The sequence below is a fragment of the Gilliamella sp. wkB18 genome, assembly GCF_001690875.1.
GTDB classification, from domain to species: Bacteria; Pseudomonadota; Gammaproteobacteria; order Enterobacterales; family Orbaceae; genus Gilliamella; species Gilliamella apicola_A.
Window position 1 is genome coordinate 40,795 of sequence record NZ_LZHM01000038.1, and the last position, 22,684, is coordinate 63,478.

Consider the following 22,684-nt stretch of genomic DNA (forward strand, 5'->3'; position numbering starts at 1 on the left):
ATAGCATTATCTATTTATTGATTTTTCATACCCAAATATTTAGGTGCAAAATCAAGTAACATTTCAACTGCTTCATCTAAATAGGCATCTGGTCGCTTATAGTTTTTAGGAAGATCATCCATTTTAGCAATTATAGGAAGACCTGCTCTACTTAAGCGCTCATTGATTCTTTTCAAATCACGATCTTCATTGCTTTTTTGCTCTGCTTCGCGCTCTATTTTATTTAAAGACACACTATATTGGGCTTCTGTTTTATCATTAAATTGTTTGATATCTTCTCCAATATAGGTAAACTCAGGATTTTTTGCAATTCGTACCAAATGCTGAGATTTTAGCTCTGATAAAAATGGCTTTATATTTGCAATAATAGAATATTTTGCTGGCTGTATTTTATCCCATGGCATTGCGTTATCTAAAAACCTTTCACCAGTTTCATCTATATATTTGGTGTTGATCATTTCAATATCTGGCTCTACGCCTTTAAGTTGAGTACTACCGCCATTAATGCGATAAAACTTTTGAACCGTATATTGAACACCACCTAGCTCTGGCCAATTAGGATGTAATCTCGCATCTACTGGATAAGCAATATTCCGAGATGTTTGTACTGTACCTTTACCATAAGTGGTTTCGCCAACGATTAATGCTCGACCATAATCTTGCATAGCAGCCGAAAATATTTCAGAAGCCGATGCACTGTAATGATTAATCAAGACAACAATTGGACCAAAATATTTTATTCCTTTCTTTTTGTCATCATAAATAGTCACTTTTTGTAGATTATCACGAACTTGAACAACAGGTCCTGAGTCAATAAATAATCCAGTTAAAGTAATTACTTCAGCCAATGAACCCCCACCATTATCTCGTAAATCGATAACAAGACCTTTTAAATTATCTTTATTAGCTTGCGTCAATAATGAATTAACTTTTTCTGTTAGTCCTATGTAAAAGCTAGGAATTTCAATAACCCCAACTTTTCCTCTAATATTATCAATAATAGTTAATTTTGCTTCACGATCTTCAAAATGAATTTTATCACGAGTAATTTCTACAACTTTAGGTTTACTATTGTTACCAGCTGGTAAAATTTCCAATTTAACTACCGTGCCTTTTGGTCCACGAATTTTGTCAACAATATCATCTAAACGCCAACCAATAACATCTTCAATAGGCGTATTACTTTGTCCCACGCCAATAATTTTATCCCCTACAGCTAATAGTTTACTCTTTTCGGCAGGACCACCTGTTACAAAAGACATAATTTCTGTGTAATCTTCCTGTTGGCTTAGTGTGGCACCAATACCTTCCATTGATAAACTCATTTCTGAATCAAAATCACGTTTTTTACGTGGTGCTAAATAGCTTGTATGTGGATCAATTTCTCTAGCAAAGGCATTCATAAATATTTGAAATGCATCTTCATTTTTTGATTGAATTAATGTTTTTAATACTCGAGTATAACGTTTAGTCAAAATGTCTCGAATTTCTTTTTCGCTTTTTCCAGACAGTGACAAATTTAACTCATCATATTTCACGCGTTTATTCCAATAAGTATCAAGCTCTTTTTCAGTTGTTGCCCATGAAATATCATCTCGTTTAAAATTGATACTTTCTTTCACCGAAAAATCCATAGGTTTTTGTAAAACTTCAAGCGCGAATTTATATCGATTGTATCTTTTTTGAATTGAAAGATTATAAATATCGTAAGCGGTGGTTAAATTGCCGTTTAACAATTCTTCCCCTAAATACTCTTGCTTACCTCGAAAACTATCAATATCACTTTGTATAAAGTAAGTCTTGCTTCCATCTAATAATTTAAAGTAACGATCAAAGATTTTAGCTGAAAATGCACCATCTAATTGGAAATTACGATAATGTGATTGCGTAAAATAGTTTGTTACGCGATTGGTAACAATTTGATGAATCTGATCTTGTTTTAATATTGGTAATTGTTCTATTGAAGGCGTTTTGGCCTGAGCACCTTGGCTAACAATAAACAATACAAAACTTAATTTAATTATTCCTTTTAATAATTTATTCATTTGTATTCTCTATTTATTAATAATATGCTCAGGTTTAACTGTTAATTCCATTCCAGAGCCGACTTTTACCTTTATATGCTCTTTTTCTATTTTTAGAATCTGGACTGTTAGTAGTTTTCTACCTAAAATTACTTTAACAAAATCACCAATTTGTAGGATTTTAGCGTTATTTTTAGCTTTTCTTAATGGTGAGCGAGCTGTTTTGCGTTTATCTTTTGCTTGCTCTTTTAAACGCTCTTTAACCTTATCTTTACTTTCTTTAAGCTGCTGTTGAGCATATTCCATTTGCTCTTGGGTAATTAACTCTCCCTCATTCCCATCTAAATCAACACGATGTAAACCAACTTTTATACTATATAAATAACGCCAACTCATTGTATAAGTACGTAATGCAACTCGAAGTTTTGTTTTACTTAATTCTGCTTTCCCGTTTAAACGAGAAAGAATATCTTGAAAAATACCAATCTTTAATGGTTTAACTTCCCCTTCAATAGCGAAACAATTAGGAAATTGTTGAGCTAAATAAGCAATAATTTCTTTACTATTTGTTAATTGAAACTGGTTTTCCATTCGTTTTTCCGTCGTGGCTAAAATTTTATAGCGCTAAAGTATAGCGTAGCTTTCACAATAACACTAATTATCTTTTATTTTTTGTTTATAAAAGTAATAAAATCATTAACACTGTTTTGCATTAACAATTAAGTAATTATTAATTGCTCAATAGCCGATATAACATAACTTATTATTTCTTATTTAATAAATAATAATTTTTACTATAAAAAGCAAACTACCAATATAATATTCAGAAGTTTTAGCTTCATCGCTAGTACATTTGCAAAATGTTCAATTTTCAGTTCTTGTTTTTCAATCGATACTGCATATTATCGTAATTATCCCTAAATAGTTGACAGTTCTTTGTACTATAATCATCTTCTCATTTTAATTGCTCCACTTTTCAAACAATAAAAAATTTTTGAGAAATTAAGGAAATGTCAATACACTCATTAAGTGACCAATTATTGTAATTAACCAATTTTAATACTAAAATTGGCTAATTTAGTAATTTTGAAGCTTATCATATATAAAATAATTAATAAATTGACGAAGAAACGGCATAGTTTTAACTGCTCCCAATAATAAGGTTCTGATTCGGTAGCTTTTAGAAACTGCGTTTGTTGAACTATATACGAAAAAAGAATTTTTTATTTCATTATACTTTGATTTAGATACTTCAAAAATTTGACTAAGTGATTATATCAATACAGTAACAAAACAAATTATCAAGAAGATAATTGATATATGAAGTGCAATAAATCTATGCAATAATAGGAAAATTTTAGCCGCTCAATTTATCCTAATGGAAATATAATGCGGCATCATCAAAGGTAGACTAGATCTTTTAATTTTCATAAGAAATATTTTGATTAATTCTTATTGCTGTGGTCTATTAAGTTTTACTGATAATGCAAAAAATAGTTTTTAGACTTACTGTATATTTTATCGTTCGTAGATTACACATACCCTTTAAATTAAAATACAATTCTGGACAAAATAATTCATTTCGTTATACTTATTACTGAAATTAACCAGACAATCGCTGCTTTGTTGTTGTCCTTGTGAAAATAGTGAAATAAACAAAGGGGAGGAAAGTCCGGGCTCCATAGGGCAGAGTGCCAGGTAACGCCTGGGAAGTTTTTGCGATAGCGAAAATTTACGACTAGTGCAACAGAAAGTATACCGCCGATGGCTTATTTATAAGATCAGGTAAGGGTGAAAGGGTGTGGTAAGAGCGCACCGCGTAACTGGTAACAGTTGCGGCACGGTAAACTCCACTCGGAGCAAGGTCAAATAGGGATTCATTAACGCGGCCCGCGTTGAATCCGGGTAGACTGCTTGAGCTAATGCGTGAGCATTAGCCTAGAGGAATGATTGTCCACGACAGAACCCGGCTTATCGGTTAATTTCACTTTTCTATTTTTTTTCTATTATTAATTGATGTGACTTTAGATTGTTTTTTATTAGCTAATGAACGTTTGACAGCAAGCCAAATTGAAAAAAGTAATCCTAAAACTAATAAAAACACAGGAATTATCATCAATAATGACATAATTTGTTTTTCATAAGTCTTGAAAATTGGCGATAAGCCAAATAGGTAACCTAAAGTGACAATTAAAAAGATCCATAATGTCGCACTCACCCAATTATAAATATGAAATTTTCGACTGTGTAGCCCTGATAAGCCAGCCATCATTGGCATTAATGTACGGACAAAAGCAATAAATCTCCCAATAAATAGTGCTTGTAACCCATATTTATGGAATAATAGTTCTGTTTTATGATGATATTTTTCGGGTAAATTCGCCATCCAACCTTTTACTATTTTCGTATTACCAAGCCACAACCCTTGAGCATACCCTAACCAAGTTCCCAGAGCAGCACCAGCAATTAAAATCACATTAATTAGACCGAAATGGAAGACATCTAGACTAATTAACACTCCTGTTAAAAACAGTAAACTATCACCTGGTAAGAAAGCTGCTGGCAAAAGACCATTTTCTAACAAAATGATCACAAATAACATGCCATATAATGACCATAAAACATTAGGGTTTGAGAGTGTTGCTATGTCCATATTAACAAACGCTTGATAAAGTGTAATGATTGTTTCCATTTATTTTGATATCCCACTATGTATTTTTATTATTAGTTAATAATACCACCAACCGTCAAATTATCCACTTTTAAAGTAGGTTGCCCAACTCCTACTGGTATACTTTGCCCTGCTTTACCACAAACACCTATGCCTGGATCTAATTCAAGATCATTACCCACCATTGATATTTGTTGCATAGTTTCAATACCTGAACCAATCAATGTTGCGCCTTTAACTGGTTTAGTTACTTTGCCTTTTTCAATTAAATAGGCTTCGGATGCAGAGAAGACAAATTTGCCAGATGTGATATCCACTTGCCCACCGGCAAAATTAGGTGCATAAAGTCCATACTCAACACTGCTAATAATATCATCAAAACTTGAATTTCCATGCAACATATAGGTATTTGTCATTCTGGGCATAGGTAAACATGCATACCCTTCACGACGCCCATTGCCAGTTGAATGTGTATTCATCAATTTAGCATTCAGTTTATCAAACATATACCCCTTAAGAATGCCATTTTCAATGAGCACTGTTTTTTGACTTTGTGTGCCTTCATCATCAATAGTGAGAGAGCCACGAAGATTACTAATCGTACCATCATCTACAATAGTGCAAAGTTCTGAAGTAACTTTTTCTCCTATTTTCCCTGAAAAAACAGAACTATTTTTGCGATTAAAATCGCCTTCTAAACCATGCCCTACCGCTTCATGTAATAATACACCAGGCCAACCCGCGCCTAAAATAACTGGCATTGAACCTGCAGGTGCTGGTATAGCTGATAATGAAATCAGTGCTTGTTTTACAGCATCACGAGTATAGCTATCAGCATAACTTTCTGCCGTTTTAGGATTTTTCATTAAAAAGTAATCGTAGCTAAAACGTCCCCCGCCGCCACTATTACCTCGTTCACGTATACCATCTTGTTCAACAATAACAGAAATAGATAAACGCACTAATGGTCTAATATCTGCACACAATGTTCCATCAGTCCCTGCTATTAATATATCTTCATAGCTACCAGTCAAACTAGCTGAAACCTCAATAACTCGTGAATCGATTGAACGGGCTAATTGATCTATTTGCCTTAATAACGCAATTTTCTGTTCTTGAGAAAATGAATTAATCGGGTTTAATGATTGATATATTGGCGTTACATCTATTGTTTTTAATGGCGTAATAGCCATTGGCGTTTTTAGTTTAGTAATAGAATTAGCTGCCAGTACACTTTGTTCCAAACGTTTTAAAGAAAGCTGATCAGTATAAGCGAAACCTGTTTTTTCCCCAATAATAGCTCTCGCACCTACCCCTTGATCACGATGAAAAGTAGCATTTTTAATAATGCCATCTTCAAGCGACCAACTTTCATAGTATCCTGATAAAAAATATAAATCACCATAATCAATTTGCCTCGAACTCAGTATATCCAATAAACGAAATATATCTTGTTGGCTTAGATTATTCGGATTAAGTAGTCGTTCACTAACTTGAGTTACTATCATAAATTCCTTCAATTTAAATTTTTAGACTAACCAAATAGTTATAATTATTAATACATTACTTAAAATAAACAATAATCTTTGTTTTATTTATTAGCAGTCATCAGTTTTAATATAATTAATTTATAACTTAAAAACATACAAAAATTTATCTTATTAAATTAATACAACATCATATTGTTCTTGAATATAAAGTGGCTCTACTTTTACTTCAACATGTTTACCAACAAATACTTCAACCTCTGCTAAAGCATGTGATTCATCACTGGTTAAGGCATTTACAACAGCAGCAGAAGCATAAACCAAAAAGTATTCGGAACGATGAGCTTTATGAACACGGACTATTTCACGTAAAATTTCGTTACAAATTGTTTCAACCGATTTAACCATCCCGCGGCCTTTACATGCTGGACATTCCTCACACAAAATATGTCCAATACTTTCCCTTGTTCGTTTACGTGTCATTTCAACCAGTCCTAGGGTTGAAAATGAGTTAATGGTGGTTCTAACTCTATCTTTTGATAAAAAATCCTGTAGTGATTGCAATACACGTTCGCGGTGCAAATCTTCTTGCATATCAATAAAATCAATAATAATAATTCCGCCCAAATTACGTAAACGTAGCTGCCGCGCAATAGCTATCGTTGCTTCAATATTGGTATTAAAAATCGTCTCTTCTAAATTTCGATGACCAACAAATGCCCCTGTATTAATATCAATTGTTGTCATAGCTTCAGTTTGGTCGATAATTAAATAGCCACCTGATTTTAATTTTACTTTACGATCAAGTGCTCGTTGAATTTCGTTTTCTGTATCATAAAGATCAAATATCGGAGCGCTACCACAATAATGCGATAATTTACTAGTCACTTCAGGCATGAATTCTTTCGTAAATTCCAATAAGAGATCATAAGTAAGTTTTGAGTCAACCAAAATTCGTTCTATTGGATCACCAACAAAATCACGCAATACTCTTTGAGATAATTGCAACTCACCATAAACCAAGTTTTTGCTAGTTGGGCGTGCCATACGCTGCTGTATCTTAGCCCAAAGGCGTTTTAAAAAATTAGCATCCTGTTCTAACTCATGCGCACTTGCACCTTCCGCTGCGGTTCTAACAATAAACCCACCTTCTTCTGTCACATATTGCTCGACAGTTCTTTTAAGTCTTTCGCGTTCTTCTTCGCTTTCAATACGTTGTGATGTCGCAACATGAGCTGAGTTAGGGCCAGGCATAAATACAAGATAACGTGATGGCAAAGTAATATCCGTAGTTAATCTTGCCCCTTTTGTTCCTAATGGATCTTTAACGACTTGAACCATTAAGTCTTGACCTTGACGGACAAGTTCAGAAATATCTTTAACTTGAAATTGCTCTTGTTCACTATCCGATACACATTCTGTATGTGGCATAATATCTGATGCATGTAGAAAAGCAGCTTTTTCCAAACCAATATCAACAAATGCAGCCTGCATACCTGGTAAAATACGGATAACTTTTCCTTTATATATATTACCTACAATCCCTCTGCGTGACTCACGATCAACATGGATCTCTTGTAATACACCATCTTCAACATAAGCAACTCGCGTTTCAGAAGGTGTTACATTCATTAATAATTCAACAGTCATAAACTTTCCTTTAATTAATCACAAAGCTCCGTCTTATTAGTCGCAATAATAGATAAAATACTATCCATAATATACCATCAACACAGCTTGATAATAGAATTAAAGGAGATATGGTAATGGTATGATATATAATTGCTTGAAATAAAAAAACCAATAAGTTATAACACAACAATACGCCAAATATAATGAACGACTGCTGCCATAAAGCTAAATTGCGTATCAATTGAAATTTGAAAATTAGTAAAAAGGCAATAACCGAAAAAATAAAAGCATGTATACCCAATATTGTTCCTGAACATAAATCAATTATAGTTCCAAATATAAAAGCTGTACCTATTCCCACACGGTGAGGAAGGGCAATTAACCAATAAGCTAAGATCAACATAAAAAAATGTGGTTTAACCATATTGTAAGTTGGTGACCATGGTATAATTTGAGCAAACAATCCTAATAATAATGTTACCCAAATAATGAAGACACCTCTACGGTCTCTCATGTTGTACTCCTTGATCTATTCCTAACAATAATAAATAACGTAGTCGTTTTAAGTCTGCTGTAGGTGTTGCTGAAATAAGTGGCGAAGAATCACTAATATCAATTTTTACCGAACTAACTATCGCAACAGGATACCCCTCAGGAAACCGTCCATCCAGTCCAGAAGTAACAAGAACATCACCAACTTTGACATCAACATTATTTGGCAAAAAATCGAGCGTTAAATCGTTATTACAACCATTACCAACAGCAACCATTGAGATATCATTTCTTTGCACTTGTACAGGTATTGCATGTTGATAATCACAAATTAGGATTGCTCTACTTGTATTTTGTGCTGTTTCATAAATTTGTCCAACAATACCCTTTTCATCAATCACGGGTTGACCGACATAAACGCCATCATGTTTTCCTTTATTAATGACAATTTGATAAATGTAAGGATCTGTATCTGTTAATAAAACTTGTGCAACTCTTTTAGGCTCTTTTATGTGTATCGGAGAACCAAGCAATTCTCTGAGTCTATTATTTTCATGCCTTAAATGTTCCAATAATAAAAGATCAACTTTTTTATTCAATAATTCTTCATGCAGCTTCTCATTTTCATTTGCTAATGCTTCTCTAGTTTTTGACATTTCGTAAAGCGAATCAAACGATGCTCGAGGCGCATTTGAAATATTGTAAAGTGGCGAAACAATAGTATCTAAATAATAACGAACTTCTTTGAAAGGTTGGTAGCTTACGTCTAAAACAATTAAAACGGAAGCAAGAGTCAAAGAAGCTAATAATTGCACGCTAAGAGGGGATCGTTTAGAAAAAAGTAATTTCATTGCTCAATACTTTACCTGCTATATATTCAAGTTTTATATATAATGATATGGGTCCGCCGGCTACTGCGGCGGAAAAGATAATTAAGATGCTTAGCTATTAAGCATTTTATTATTTAATTGAAAGCAAAATGATAATACATTAATACATATAGTTTTTACTCTTCACTAAACAGATCACCACCATGCATATCAACCATATCCAGAGCTTTACCTCCTCCTCTAGCAACGCATGTCAATGGATCTTCAGCAACAACCACATGAATACCTGTTTCTGCAGATAATAGTTTATCAATATTACGTAATAATGCGCCACCGCCTGTTAAAACCATACCATGTTCTGAAATATCGGAAGCAAGCTCCGGTGGACATTGTTCTAACGCAACTTTGACCGCACTAACAATACCACTAAGTGGTTCTTGCAATGCTTCTAAGATTTCATTCGAGTTTAGAGTAAAACTACGCGGAACACCTTCAGCCAAATTGCGACCTCTAACTTCAATTTCAAGAACTTCGTCACCTGGATAAGCACTACCAATAAAGTGTTTAATTTTCTCTGCCGTTGCCTCACCAATTAAAGCACCATAATTGCGGCGAACATAATTGATAATTGCTTCATCAAATCGATCACCGCCAATACGCGCAGAGGCAGAATAAACAACGCCATTTAAAGAAATAACAGCAACTTCAGTGGTCCCACCACCAATATCAACGACCATTGAACCTGTTGGTGAAGACACTGGCAAATCAGCACCAATCGCAGCGGCCATAGGCTCTTCAATTAAATATACTTCACGTGCCCCAGCGCCTAATGCTGATTCACGAATAGCTCTACGCTCCACTTGTGTAGCGCCAACTGGCACACATACAAGTACACGGGGACTTGGTCTTAAAAAACTGTGACTATGAACTTGACGAATAAAATGCTGTAACATTTTTTCAGTAACAGAAAAATCAGCAATAACACCATCTTTCATCGGTCTTATTGCAGCTATATTACCGGGAGTTCGCCCAAGCATTTGTTTCGCAGCATGACCAACAGCAGCAACACTTTTAGGTGTCCCTGAACGATCTTGGCGAATGGCCACAACAGAAGGTTCATTTAGTACAATACCTTGCCCTTTTACGTAAATAAGAGTATTGGCTGTACCTAAATCGATCGATAAATCATTTGAAAACAAGCCGCGAACTTTTTTGAACATAATAAAAACTTTTCCTAGAATTAATCTTAACTTAAGTATATTTAAATATGATGAAGTTAACTATGATATAAATATATATTTATATTTTAAATTGAGAAAATAACATACTTGCTTATTGTGTTTACTCCATAGCTGCCCCAATAATAATTGAGATTTACTATTCTATTGTATCGCAATTATAAAATAATACCTAGAAAATAGTATAAAAACAGATCGTAAAATAGATATATAATGACAAATTGTGTTTTACAGTGTATCCTTCCGCGTTAATGTTAAGTTACAGCCTTATTTTCTTTTTAAAAGGTTACTTTTAAAATATTAAGGTTACATTAAATAATTGTTACTTATATTAAATAAAATGGTGTAATTCATGGATATACGCAAAATTAAAAAATTAATTGAATTAGTTGAAGAGTCAGGTATTTCAGAACTTGAAATCTCTGAAGGTGAAGAATCAGTTAGAATTAATCGTTCTGTACCTGCTACAAATCATTCAGCGCCAGTACAAAACTTTCATATTCCTCAAGCTGCTCCAGTTGTTGTAACACCAACCACTTCAATTGAAGAAGTAGATAATGAGGCTGCATCAGTTAATATTTCAGGTACAACAATAAAATCACCAATGGTTGGAACGTTTTATCGTACTCCTAGTCCTGAATCAAAAGCTTTTGTAGAAGTTGGTCAAACAGTAAATATTGGCGATGTACTTTGCATTGTTGAAGCTATGAAAATGATGAATCAAATTGAATCTGAAAAAGCAGGTATTATCAAAGCCATTTTAGTTGAAAATGGTCAACCAGTAGAATTCGATCAACCATTATTCATAATCGAATAATATGAATTCATTCATTAATTTATAAAATTAAGAGATCGAATATGCTGGATAAAATTCTTATTGCTAACCGTGGTGAAATTGCGCTACGTATCTTACGAGCATGTAAAGAACTTGGAATTAAAACTGTCGCTGTTCATTCTTCGGCAGATAAAGATTTGAAACATGTGTTACTTGCAGATGAAACAGTCTGTATTGGTCCAGCAGCCTCTGCCAAAAGTTACTTGAATATCCCAGCATTAATATCCGCTGCCGAAGTAACTGGAGCTGCTGCTATTCACCCTGGATACGGTTTCTTGTCTGAAAATGCAGATTTTGCAGAACAAGTTGAGCGTTCTGGTTTTATTTTTGTTGGTCCAAAACCTGATACTATCCGTTTAATGGGAGATAAAGTATCAGCAATTCATGCTATGAAAAAAGCAGGTGTCCCTTGTGTGCCTGGCTCAGATGGTCCATTAAGTAGTAATATAGAGACGAACAAACAGATAGCGAAGCAAATTGGCTATCCTGTTATTATTAAAGCTTCTGGTGGCGGTGGTGGCCGTGGTATGCGCATTGTTCGAGAAGAAAAGGATCTTGAACAATCAATAAAAATGACCAAACTTGAAGCTAAGACAGCATTTAATAATGACATGGTTTACATGGAAAAATTCCTTGAAAACCCACGGCATATCGAAATTCAAGTCCTTTCCGATGGTCAAGGTCATGCAGTTTATTTAGCCGAACGTGATTGCTCAATGCAGCGACGTCATCAAAAAGTAGTTGAAGAAGCGCCAGCTGTTGGCATTACACCTAAAATGCGCAAATTTATTGGTGAGCGCTGTGTAAATGCCTGTATTGAAATAGGTTATCGTGGTGCAGGTACATTTGAATTTTTATTTGAAAACGGCGAATTTTATTTCATTGAAATGAACACCCGTATTCAGGTAGAACATCCTGTTACCGAAATGATTACAGGTGTAGATTTAATTAGAGAGCAAATTCTAATTGCAGCAGGAAAACCACTTTCTATTAAACAAAAAGACATTGAAATTAAAGGTCATGCAATTGAATGCAGGATTAATGCCGAAGATCCTAAAACATTTATGCCATCACCTGGAAAGATTACCCGTTTTCATGCACCAGGTGGGTTCGGTATTCGTTGGGAATCACATATTTATGCCGGTTATACAGTACCGCCATATTATGATTCAATGATAGGTAAACTAATAGCTTATGGGGAAACGCGAGAAGTAGCTATAGCACGAATGAAAAATGCATTAGCAGAATTAGTTATTGACGGTATCAAAACCAATATCGACCTTCATATCGAAATTATGAATGATAAAAGCTTCCAAAAAGGTGGCACAAATATCCACTATTTAGAAAAAAAATTAGGTATTTATTAATAATATAGTTCTTGAGTTCTATTTATAAACTATTATATTATTTTAATTTTTATTACAACAATTATTATATTGATAACACACAACCAGTCATTCCCGCCGACTATAATCGGCGGTGTTATTTCTGGTTGTTAATTTCGTAATCCTTTTCCTCTTTCAATTAATCGCCACACCATGACATACAACGCTATTACAAACAAAATAAGCATTGAAAAAGTGATCCAAAGTGAAACATCAGTTATGCCTAAAAAACCATAACGAAATCCATTAATCATATAAACAATGGGATTAAATTTGGATACCCATTGCCAAAAAGTTGGTAGCATAGTGATTGAATAAAACACACCTCCCAAATAAGTTAATGGCGTTAATACGAATGTGGGAATAATACTAATATCATCGAAAGTTTTAGCATATACCGCATTTAATAAACCTGCTAATGAAAACAGAATTGAAGTTAATAACAATGTGTAACCGACGAAAAACCATGAGTAGACTTGATAATTAACAAAAAATAGCGATACAATTGTGACTAATATTCCCGTTAAAATACCGCGTATCACCCCTCCCCCAACAAACCCACAAATTATGATGTGTGTAGGCACAGGAGCTACTAATAACTCTTCTATATTCCGCTGAAATTTGGCACTGAAAAAGGATGAACAAACATTTGTGTAGGAGTTAGTAATTACCGACATCATGATTAATCCCGGTACAATAAAAGCCATATAACTATAGCCCCCCATATTACCTACACGTGAACCAATTAAATTCCCAAAAATAATAAAATAAAGAGACATCGTAATCACAGGTGGAATCATTGTTTGGATCCAAATTCTTAAAAATCGAACTACCTCTTTACGCCAAATACTTTTTAAGGCTATCCAATATAAATTATTCATTATTCACTCCTTGCTTTTGTGTATCATTACGCAGTAATTCAACAAATAATTCTTCCAGCCTATTAGCTTTATTTCTCATACTTATCACTTTGATTTGCTGTTGATTAAGCTGTTCAAATAACTGGTTTAAACCATATTGTTTATCAAATTTAACCTCTAACATTCCCGGCTCGATATCTAAAAATGAATATCCTTTTAATGCAATAGGTGTAGATGTTGGTAAATAATCAATAATAATTGTTTCAGATTGGCTATTAGCTAGTAAATCACGCATTGATGAATTAGCAATAAGCTCACCATGTTGAATAATACCGATATGCCTACATAAAATCTCGGCTTCTTCTAAATAATGTGTAGTTAAAATAATGGTAATTCCTTGACGGTTTATTTCATGAAGAAAATTATGCATAGAACGACGTAATTCAATATCAACACCTGCGGTAGGTTCATCTAAAATTAATAATTTAGGCTCATGGACAAGTGCCCTTGCTATCATTAACCTTCTTTTCATACCACCTGATAACATACCTGCTCGGCTATAGCGCTTATTCCATAAATCTAAAATACGTAAATATTTTTCAGCTCGCTCTAATGCCAACTTCCGTGGTAATCCATAATAACCACCTTGATTAGCAACGATTTGAAGCACTCCTTCAAATTGGTTAAAATTAAAATCTTGTGGAACCAAACCAATCTGCCTTTTAGCATTCACTACGTCGCTATCTAAATCGTATCCAAAAATTTTAACTGTTCCTGATGTTTTGGTGACTAACGAACTAATAATACCAATAGTTGTTGATTTACCGGCCCCATTAGGCCCAAGCAATGCATAAAAATCCCCTGCTTGCACTGTTAAATTAATACCTTTTAAAGCTTCTACACCATTTTTATAAATTTTTTTGAGCCCAGTTAGCTCAAGTGCAGGAATAGATGACATGAATAAATCCTAAGTGAATAAATTATGATTAAAGAGATATAAGATCATATTTGATGAAATTTAATATTGACAATATAATCAATCATTGTAAAGGTATTTTTAGTATTATTTAATGTTGATATTAAGATAAAACATGATTCAATACCTAAATTATAATTATTTAAGCAACGATTAAACTTTGCAAAAGTTTTATTATAATTAGGTTCACCAGTAATTTTATTTTAAATTGATTTGAATACTCCCTTCATTAAGGAATAGATATTATGTTTAAAATTGGGTTAATTTCTGTATCGGATAGAGCTTCAAGTGGCATCTATAAAGACGAAGGCATTCCCACTTTAGCTTCATGGCTAAAAAAATCAATAAAAACACCTTTTGAAACTATCGATCGCGTGATTCCTGATGAACAATCAATTATTAAACAAACCTTATGTGAATTAGTTGATAAGTTAAATTGCGATTTAATTTTAACAACGGGGGGGACAGGTCCTGCTCTCAGAGATGTCACGCCAGATGCAACACTTGCAATAGCTGATCGTATTATGCCAGGCTTTGGTGAGCAAATGCGTCAGATTAGTTTGCATTTTGTACCAACTGCCATCTTGTCTCGACAAGTGGGTGTGATTCGCAAAAAATGTTTAATTTTAAATTTACCAGGTAGACCCAAATCCATTCAAGAAACCTTAGAAGGTGTTAAAGACTCCCAAGGCAATGTGATTGTAAATGGTATTTTTGCTAGTATTCCTTATTGTATACAGCTTTTAGAAGGACCTTATATTGAAACCCATGAATTAATAGTCAAATCTTTTCGTCCTAAAGATGCATTTAAATCAAATGTTTAATATTATGCAAATTTAATGGATAATTATTTAACTAATATTAATAATTTTAGATTGTCCCATTAAAAATGACAATTAACTAGTTAAAAAATATTTATAATTGGTATCAATCGAAATTATGATTAATAAATGCCGAACATAATATAAAAATATTTTCATCTAAATAGAAATAAACTCAATCTGAAGGAACATTATGAAACAAGATGCTCTCACTAAAACATTTAAAGAGATGCTTAGCCAAGAAAAGTTCAGCTCACAAGTCGAAATAGTGCAAGCACTGCAAGAACAGGGATTTGATAATATAAATCAATCTAAAATATCGAGAATGTTAACTAAATTTGGGGCAGTTAGAACTCGTAATGCAAAGTCTGAAATGGTCTATTGTTTGCCAGCTGAAATGAGTGTACCGACCACAAGTAGCCCATTAAAAAACTTAGTTCTTGATATTGATTATAACAGTTCAATGGTTGTTATTCATACTAGCCCAGGAGCAGCTCAACTTATTGCGAGATTACTTGACTCGATTGGTAAAGCCGAAGGAATTTTAGGTTCAATTGCTGGTGATGATACAATTTTTAGTACACCCACTAAAGGCTGTACAGTTAAAAAATTGTATCAAATTATTCTAGAATTATTTGAACAAGAATTGTAATCCCACTTAACTTAAATTTTAGTGAATAAGTAATTTTTTCATATTTAACATATTGACACAATTTACAAAATCGTTAATTCTATATAGCAATGATTTTGTAACTTAAGTTACAAGAACGAAGAGGCGCATTACTCAGGCGAATTATTTTAGGGACTGGAACCGTTGAAAATAATTGAGGGGATGTAATGCCGAGGTTTGTTTGATAATCCAGAAATCAATCAAATCGACTGCAAGGGCTGAATCCCTTGGGTTGTCACCATACCAGGTGGAGCGCTTCATGGTTTGTACTTCTTTGCTTTAATTGTAAATAGGACATTACCTCGCTCTATCTCTTTTAAAAATAAAAAATTTTTAATATGAGGAATCCATGGAAACATCATTTGTAATTGCTAAATTTGGAGGTACTAGTGTTGCTAATTACCAAGCAATGGTAAATAGTGCTAATATCGTCATCACAAATCCCAAAATTAAAGTCGTTGTATTATCTGCATCGGCTGGTATTACCAATTTACTCATTGCATTAGCTGATGGTCGGGATGCAGAGGTAAGAGCACAACATATTGCTAAAATTCAAGCTATCCAATACGAAATTTTAGAACAACTACCTGAAAACCCAAATCTGCGTGCAGAAATAGACCAGATTATCCTAAATATTGCCTCTTTATCCGAGGCTGCCAGTTTGGCTACATCATTAGCACTGACCGATGAGTTAGTCAGCTACGGTGAAATTATGTCTTCAAAACTTTTTGTTGAGATATTAAAAGAAAAGCAAAAAAATATATTATGGTTTGATGTCCGCAAAGTGATGCGTACAGATGATAAATTTGGTAAAGCGACTCCCAAAATAGAAGAAATCAAACAACTTTGTTGCGCACATTTAAAATCATTAAATAATAATTCTATTATTGTTACTCAAGGTTTTATTGGTTGTGAAAGCTCAGGCAAAACCACCACTTTGGGTCGTGGCGGCAGTGATTATACCGCAGCTTTATTAGGCGAAGCATTAAATGCTACACAAATTGATATTTGGACTGATGTTGCAGGTATTTATACTACTGATCCTCGCATTACTCCTGCAGCAAAACGAATTGATGAAATTTCCTTTGCTGAAGCTGCTGAAATGGCTACTTTTGGAGCAAAAGTGTTGCATCCTGCAACCCTTGTTCCTGCTGTACGGAGTAATATTCCAGTGTTTGTTGGTTCAAGCAAAGAACCACAAGTTGGTGGCACAATTGTCTATAATACTCATAGTATAAAAGCTGAATTACCATCATTTAGAGCGTTAGCCTTACGCCGTAAACAAACATTATTAACAATTACTAGTTTAAATATGCTGCATGCACAAGGCTTTTTAGCTAATGTATTTACAATACTTGCTAAACATAACATTTCAGTTGATTTAGTGACAACATCAGAAGTCAGCATAGCACTTACTATTGATACCACCGGCACCTACACCAATGGTACCAGCTTATTAACCAAAGCACTATTTGATGAACTATCTACCGTTTGCCATGTTGATGTTGAAGAGGATTTAGCATTAATTGCAATTATTGGTAATAATTTAACTTCAACTAAAGGCATAGTTAAAGAAGTTTTTGGCGCACTAGATGATTTTGTTATCAGGCTTTGTTGCTATGGTGCAAGCACTCATAATCTCTGTTTATTATCAAAAAGTCATGATGCTGAAGAAATTATTAAAATTCTGCATAGAACAATATTTGAATAATTGCCCTTAGAGGAAGTTAAATCTTCCTCTATTTTCTTAACTAATCTACATTTTAAATCGATTAAAAAATAAATTGTAAAGCACCATAAAATATCTAAACATTTACCAAAAAAAATTATAAAATAGTAATCATTATATGAATTACAATTTGTTGGTTACGTTCATATAACTATACTTAATTTTCAATTATTTGTCTTTTTTATATAGTTTCACTAACAGCAATTTATATGTTTCAAAAGTTGTGTTAATTTTTACTTATTAAAGCTAATCAGTAAGATAATATTAAACTTAATCAAATAAAGGAAAATTATCATGGGTATTTTAAGTTGGATTATTCTAGGATTAATTGCCGGTTGGATTGCCAAATTTTTTATGCCTCTAGGAAGTGTTGGTGTGGTAAAAACAATTCTACTTGGTATTGCTGGAGCATTAGTTGGCGGTTATATAAGTACTTTTTTAGGTTGGGGAACTGTAACTGGCTTTAATTTCCCTAGCTTGTTCATTTCAGTACTAGGTGCGGTTCTACTAATTTATATTTATCGCCTATTCAAATAATATTTTATATGCAATCAAAATTGGCGGGGAATTACCGCCAATTTCTTGCTCAATTGTCTTTTTATCTTATCCTTTATTTAAAGAATTTTTTATTATCCGTAAGCAAAAGAGCCGCAAAATATTGATATAGAAAATGATAGATCAACATTTTTATCACATTGATAACAACAAAAACGATGGTTGCAATAATCAATATAGGATAAAATAGTATTCTTTTAAGTTTGTTATAAGTTTTTAGAGCGCAATTTTACTTGCTAATGCCATATGATGAAATCCTCCCTTCAAATATCTAATGACAAAGTATCCATGTCCATTTATTTTCGTTGAAAACAATTATAATAAGTAATTTCGTTATATCTAGATTTTTGTTATATTAATCGCTAGAATCAATTACCAACAAATAGTAAACTATAATGCTGAAAATATTCAACACATTAACACGAGAAAAAGAAATATTTCAACCTATTGCCCCTAATAAAGTCGGACTCTATGTTTGTGGAGTAACAATTTACGACCTTTGTCATATTGGTCACGGGCGTACTTTTGTTGCTTTCGATGTTGTCGCACGTTATTTACGTTTTTTAGGCTATGATTTAACTTATGTTCGTAATATTACTGATGTTGATGACAAAATAATTAAACGTGCGTTCGAAAATGGTGAAACCTGTGATCAACTAACAGATAGAATGCTACAAGAAATGTATGCCGATTTTGATGCACTAAATATTCGTCGTCCTGATATAGAGCCTCGTGCAACTCGTCATATGCCACAAATTATCAAATTAGTTGAAGACCTTCTCGAAAAAAAACATGCATATATTGCCGATAACGGCGATGTCATGTTTTCGGTAGACAGCGATCCGAATTACGGTATTTTATCTCGCCAAAATTTAGAACAATTACAAGCTGGTGCTCGAGTTGATATTGTTGATGTTAAACAAAATCCAATGGATTTTGTATTATGGAAAATGTCAAAGCCTAACGAACCAAGTTGGGATTCACCATGGGGTAAAGGTCGCCCGGGTTGGCACATTGAATGTTCAGCAATGAACAGCTATCAATTAGGTAATCATTTTGATATTCACGGCGGTGGTTCAGATTTAATGTTTCCGCATCATGAAAACGAAATTGCCCAATCAACTTGTGCACATAACGGTCAATATGTCAATTATTGGATGCACTCTGGTATGGTAATGATCGACCAAGAAAAAATGTCAAAATCACTCAATAATTTTTTCACTATTCGCGATGTATTAAAGCATTATGATGCTGAAACAGTACGTTATTTTTTACTATCTGGTCATTACCGTAGCCAGTTAAATTATAGTGAAGATAATTTAAAACAAGCAAGAATGGCACTTGAGCGATTATATACAGCCTTGCGAGATACTGACGCGAATCATCCACATACGACACCTGACAGTAATTATTATCGCCAGTTTTGTAATGCCATGGATGACGACTTTAATACGCCAGAAGCTTATTCAACGCTTTTTGAGCTGGCTCGTGAAATAAACAAAGCCAAAGCCGATAATAATATGCAACTCGCTAATGAGTTAGCAGCTGAGTTACGTTATTTATCAGCAGTACTTGGATTATTAGAGCAAGATCCTGTTAAATTTTTACAAGGTGATAAGCAAGATGATGTTGATGTGGCATTAGTTGAGGCATTAATAAAACAACGTAACGAAGCAAGAGCAAACAAAAATTGGTCTCAGGCCGATGAAGCTCGTGATAAACTAAATGCAATGAATATTGTTCTTGAAGACAGTGCAAACGGCACAACATGGCGAAAAAAAGCTAATAGCTAACATACTTCAAATTAATATTTTGATTGATAGATAAGGTACCACATTAAACAGTGTTATCCTTAAAATAGCACCCACAAATCTGTGGGTTTTCTGTTTGTCATCAATGTAGAATTTTATTAATCGAAGTTAAAATGCCACGCAAAATATTTAGTTCCTGTTGTTCAATACGTGCTCGTGTAAATAATCGACGCAAACGCCCCATAATTTGTCCTGGATGACTGGCATTAATAAAGCCTGTCTGTAACAAAGTTTGTTCTAAATGCTGGTAAAAGCGCTCTATATCAGCATTTATGGGAAACTCAGTTTCAGTCATATTCTCATTTTCCTTTTCAGATTGCTGATCTTCAAGATTGAGCATTGACATGCGAATTTCATAACATAAAACCTGTACCGACATAGCAAGATTTAAAGAACTATAACTAGGGTTAGCTGGAATTCCAACATGATAATGGCACTTTTGCAATTCTTCATTAGTTAAACCAACACGCTCACGCCCAAATACCAAAGCGACTTGAGTATGGAGATTTGAGGCTTCTTGAATAATCTTATCGCCACACTTTTTGGGAGTTAAATATGGCCACTGTAAACTACGAGAGCGAGCACTAGTACCAATCACTAAAGTACAATCAGCAATCGCTTGTTCAAGTGAAGAAAAGATTTGTGCATTTTTTATAATATCACTGGCCCCTGCAGCTAACGAAATCGATTGAGAATCAGGCTTGATTACTGGATTAACTAAACAAAGGTTAGTTAATCCCATGGTTTTCATTGCTCTCGCAGCGGACCCCATATTACCTGTATGAGATGTTTCAACCAAAACAATCTTCACATTATCTAAATAACTCACATTGTCCTCATTATTGAATAATTACCTATAACTTAGGATAAACTAAATAATTATTAAAACAGTATATATCAAAATCATGGTAAAATCAGTTTCAGTCCGTCACATGCTATGCAATATTCAAACAATGGAATCCATTTTAAAATTAAATTAATAAAAATTAGATAAAAACAAATATTGTATTGACGAAACTAAAATAATTTTCCTGTGTAGTAACAACATTTAAATTAAATTTGTTGATAAAAAAGGAAATCAATTATGACGTTAAGTATCACTAGTCAACAAATGGATGTTACCTCTGCTATTCGTAGCTATCTAGAAGATAAGTTTTCGAAGTTAGATAAATGGAGAGCACTACTAATCAACCCTCATTTTATTTAAAGAATCAGATGAATTTATTGTTAGTGCAACAATTGCCACCAAAGGAACCTCATTTGTTGCTTCTGCCAAACATATTGATATGTATACTGCAATTAATGGTCTTATTGATAAACTTGAAAAACAACTTAATAAACTACAACGCAAAAACGAATCTAGGTGTGCGAATAACAGCATAAAGAACACACTATTACAAGAAGAAATTTAATTTATCAATTTTCTTGATTGAATAAAAAAGCACTTTGATGGTGCCTTTATTTTTTTGCTTGTTATAATACAAATCACTTTTTTTAAATATCTAATAAAAATGACTACAAATCCTTTGTTACCATTACGAGATAAAATTAATAAACTTGATAAAACATTACTAGAGCTTATTGCCGAGCGGCGTCAACTTTCAACGCAGGTAATTCATACTAAAATTGAAGCAAACATTCCTGTCCGTGATATTGATCGTGAGCGTTCACTTATCAGAACCTTAATCAATGAAGGAAAAAACTATCATCTTGATGATATTTTCATTAAACGCTTATATCAATTAATTATTGAAGATTCTGTACTATTACAACAAAAAATCTTACAAGAAAAAATAAATCTAAGTACAATCACCACTGCCAAAGTTGCCTTTTTAGGACCCAAAGGATCTTATTCGCATTCTGCTGCTCGCCGCTATGCTAGCACTCACTTAGATGAAATGATTGAATTAAGCTGTTCAACCTTTAAAGAGATTTTTGAACAAGTCGAAAATGGTGCCGTAAATTATGGAATTTTACCAATAGAAAACTCAAGTTCTGGCTCAATTAATGAAGTTTATGATTTATTGCAAAAAACTAATCTGCATATTATTGGTGAGCTCTCTTTGCCTATTGATCATTGTGTTCTTGCTATACAAAATTCACAGCTAGAGCAAATCGATACTATTTATAGCCATCCACAACCATTCCAGCAATGTAGTAACTTCTTAGAGAACTACCCTCATTGGAAAATCATATACTGCGATAGTACTTCATCAGCAATGGAAACTGTAGCTAAATTGAATCAACCTAATATTGCAGCTATGGGTAATAAAGATGGTGGTGAATTATATGGTCTACAAGCCCTTGAACATAATTTTGCTAATCAAAAAGAAAACATTACTCGTTTTATTGTGTTAGCTCGTCAGCCGATAGAGGTATCTGATCAAATCCCGGCTAAAACCACAATTCTAATGAAAACAGGTCAGCAAGCAGGTGCTTTAGTTGATGCGCTATCAGTATTACGTAACCATAACATTGTTATGACTAAACTCGAATCACGCCCAATTCATGGTACACCTTGGGAAGAGATGTTTTATATCGATTTGCAAGGTAACATTCATTCTTATGAAATGCAAACAGCACTCAAAGAATTGGCATCAATGACTTTATATACTAAGGTACTAGGGTGCTATCCTAGTGATTCTATTGTTGCTGCAATGTAATGGCT

19 protein-coding genes, 1 other RNA gene, 1 pseudogene and 1 riboswitch are annotated in these 22,684 nt (G+C 33.6%); of the genes and pseudogenes, 10 read left to right on the plus strand and 11 right to left on the minus strand.

The genetic code is table 11. From position 1 onward, the window contains the following. Nucleotides 1-14: 14 nt before the first annotated feature. Both prc and proQ read right to left on the minus strand, forming a co-directional pair. Nucleotides 15-2,045, minus strand: a complete 2,031-nt coding sequence (gene prc, locus A9G48_RS03075; protein WP_034943861.1) for a carboxy terminal-processing peptidase — start codon at nt 2,043-2,045, stop codon at nt 15-17. Between the two features lie 9 nt (nt 2,046-2,054). Beyond that, complete coding sequence (gene proQ / locus A9G48_RS03080; protein ID WP_034943864.1) at nt 2,055-2,615, minus strand: RNA chaperone ProQ; 561 nt, start codon at nt 2,613-2,615, stop codon at nt 2,055-2,057. Between the two features lie 1,008 nt (nt 2,616-3,623). On the opposite strand from proQ, the gene rnpB reads away from it, so the two are divergent. Continuing rightward, nucleotides 3,624-4,014, plus strand: an RNA gene (rnpB, locus tag A9G48_RS03085) — RNase P RNA component class A. Here the strand turns inward: rnpB and A9G48_RS03090 are convergent. The 6 genes from A9G48_RS03090 to A9G48_RS03115 form a co-directional block, all read right to left on the minus strand. After that, nucleotides 4,009-4,716, minus strand: coding sequence for a DedA family protein (locus A9G48_RS03090; RefSeq protein WP_034943867.1), 708 nt, complete (start codon nt 4,714-4,716; stop codon nt 4,009-4,011). The two genes, rnpB and A9G48_RS03090, sit on opposite strands and share 6 nt — an antisense overlap. Before the next feature lie 32 nt (nt 4,717-4,748). Further along, nucleotides 4,749-6,203: a metalloprotease TldD gene (tldD, locus tag A9G48_RS03095; protein WP_034943870.1), complete on the minus strand. Its 1,455-nt coding sequence runs from the start codon at nt 6,201-6,203 to the stop codon at nt 4,749-4,751. 153 nt (nt 6,204-6,356) lie between these two features. Then, nucleotides 6,357-7,832, minus strand: a complete 1,476-nt coding sequence (rng, locus tag A9G48_RS03100; protein ID WP_034943873.1) for a ribonuclease G — start codon at nt 7,830-7,832, stop codon at nt 6,357-6,359. Nucleotides 7,833-7,842: 10 nt separating this feature from the next. Beyond that, nucleotides 7,843-8,328 carry a rod shape-determining protein MreD gene (gene mreD, locus A9G48_RS03105; RefSeq protein WP_034943877.1) on the minus strand — a complete coding sequence of 162 codons (486 nt, stop codon included), beginning with the start codon at nt 8,326-8,328 and terminating at the stop codon, nt 7,843-7,845. Then, entirely contained in the window at nt 8,315-9,157 is an 843-nt protein-coding gene (gene mreC / locus A9G48_RS03110) for a rod shape-determining protein MreC (protein ID WP_051825039.1), read from the minus strand. Before mreC ends, mreD begins: the two co-directional genes overlap by 14 nt. 155 nt (nt 9,158-9,312) lie before the next feature. Beyond that, the gene (locus A9G48_RS03115; RefSeq protein WP_034943880.1) at nt 9,313-10,356 is read right to left on the minus strand and encodes a rod shape-determining protein; all 1,044 of its coding nucleotides are present in this window, start codon (nt 10,354-10,356) and stop codon (nt 9,313-9,315) included. Between the two features lie 370 nt (nt 10,357-10,726). On the opposite strand from A9G48_RS03115, the gene accB reads away from it, so the two are divergent. Continuing rightward, nucleotides 10,727-11,191, plus strand: coding sequence for an acetyl-CoA carboxylase biotin carboxyl carrier protein (accB, locus tag A9G48_RS03120; RefSeq protein ID WP_034943883.1), 465 nt, complete (start codon nt 10,727-10,729; stop codon nt 11,189-11,191). Between the two features lie 41 nt (nt 11,192-11,232). Then, nucleotides 11,233-12,576 carry an acetyl-CoA carboxylase biotin carboxylase subunit gene (accC, locus tag A9G48_RS03125; RefSeq protein ID WP_034943886.1) on the plus strand — a complete coding sequence of 448 codons (1,344 nt, stop codon included), beginning with the start codon at nt 11,233-11,235 and terminating at the stop codon, nt 12,574-12,576. 128 nt (nt 12,577-12,704) lie between these two features. Here accC and A9G48_RS03130 read toward each other — a convergent pair whose 3' ends face one another. Together A9G48_RS03130 and A9G48_RS03135 are read right to left on the minus strand one after the other, a co-directional pair. Beyond that, entirely contained in the window at nt 12,705-13,475 is a 771-nt protein-coding gene (locus A9G48_RS03130; protein WP_034943889.1) for an ABC transporter permease, read from the minus strand. Next, the gene (locus tag A9G48_RS03135; protein ID WP_034943892.1) at nt 13,468-14,412 is read right to left on the minus strand and encodes an ABC transporter ATP-binding protein; all 945 of its coding nucleotides are present in this window, start codon (nt 14,410-14,412) and stop codon (nt 13,468-13,470) included. Before A9G48_RS03135 ends, A9G48_RS03130 begins: the two co-directional genes overlap by 8 nt. Nucleotides 14,413-14,675: 263 nt before the next feature. Here A9G48_RS03135 and mog point away from each other — a divergent pair, with 263 nt between their 5' ends. From mog to cysS, 5 genes are all read left to right on the plus strand, one after another. Next, the gene (mog, locus tag A9G48_RS03140) at nt 14,676-15,254 is read left to right on the plus strand and encodes a molybdopterin adenylyltransferase (RefSeq protein ID WP_034943895.1); all 579 of its coding nucleotides are present in this window, start codon (nt 14,676-14,678) and stop codon (nt 15,252-15,254) included. A gap of 190 nt (nt 15,255-15,444) precedes the next feature. Next, entirely contained in the window at nt 15,445-15,903 is a 459-nt protein-coding gene (gene argR / locus A9G48_RS03145; protein WP_034943898.1) for a transcriptional regulator ArgR, read from the plus strand. A 110-nt stretch (nt 15,904-16,013) separates the two neighbouring features. Then, nucleotides 16,014-16,187: riboswitch (Lysine riboswitch) on the plus strand. 83 nt (nt 16,188-16,270) lie between these two features. Beyond that, on the plus strand, nt 16,271-17,632 hold the full coding sequence (gene lysC, locus A9G48_RS03150) for a lysine-sensitive aspartokinase 3 (protein WP_034943901.1): 1,362 nt from the start codon (nt 16,271-16,273) through the stop codon (nt 17,630-17,632). A 312-nt stretch (nt 17,633-17,944) separates the two neighbouring features. After that, nucleotides 17,945-18,187: a GlsB/YeaQ/YmgE family stress response membrane protein gene (locus A9G48_RS03155; RefSeq protein WP_034943904.1), complete on the plus strand. Its 243-nt coding sequence runs from the start codon at nt 17,945-17,947 to the stop codon at nt 18,185-18,187. A 413-nt stretch (nt 18,188-18,600) separates the two neighbouring features. Continuing rightward, nucleotides 18,601-19,998 carry a cysteine--tRNA ligase gene (cysS, locus tag A9G48_RS03160; RefSeq protein ID WP_065575770.1) on the plus strand — a complete coding sequence of 466 codons (1,398 nt, stop codon included), beginning with the start codon at nt 18,601-18,603 and terminating at the stop codon, nt 19,996-19,998. Between the two features lie 100 nt (nt 19,999-20,098). Here the strand turns inward: cysS and trmJ are convergent, their stop codons facing one another. Then, nucleotides 20,099-20,788: a tRNA (cytosine(32)/uridine(32)-2'-O)-methyltransferase TrmJ gene (gene trmJ / locus A9G48_RS03165; RefSeq protein ID WP_051825111.1), complete on the minus strand. Its 690-nt coding sequence runs from the start codon at nt 20,786-20,788 to the stop codon at nt 20,099-20,101. A 312-nt stretch (nt 20,789-21,100) separates the two neighbouring features. On the opposite strand from trmJ, the pseudogene hpf reads away from it, so the two are divergent. Both hpf and pheA read left to right on the plus strand, forming a co-directional pair. Next, nucleotides 21,101-21,428 (plus strand): annotated as a pseudogene (gene hpf / locus A9G48_RS03170) (ribosome hibernation-promoting factor, HPF/YfiA family). 99 nt (nt 21,429-21,527) lie between these two features. Further along, entirely contained in the window at nt 21,528-22,679 is a 1,152-nt protein-coding gene (gene pheA / locus A9G48_RS03175) for a bifunctional chorismate mutase/prephenate dehydratase (RefSeq protein ID WP_065575771.1), read from the plus strand. Nucleotides 22,680-22,684 lie beyond the last annotated feature (5 nt).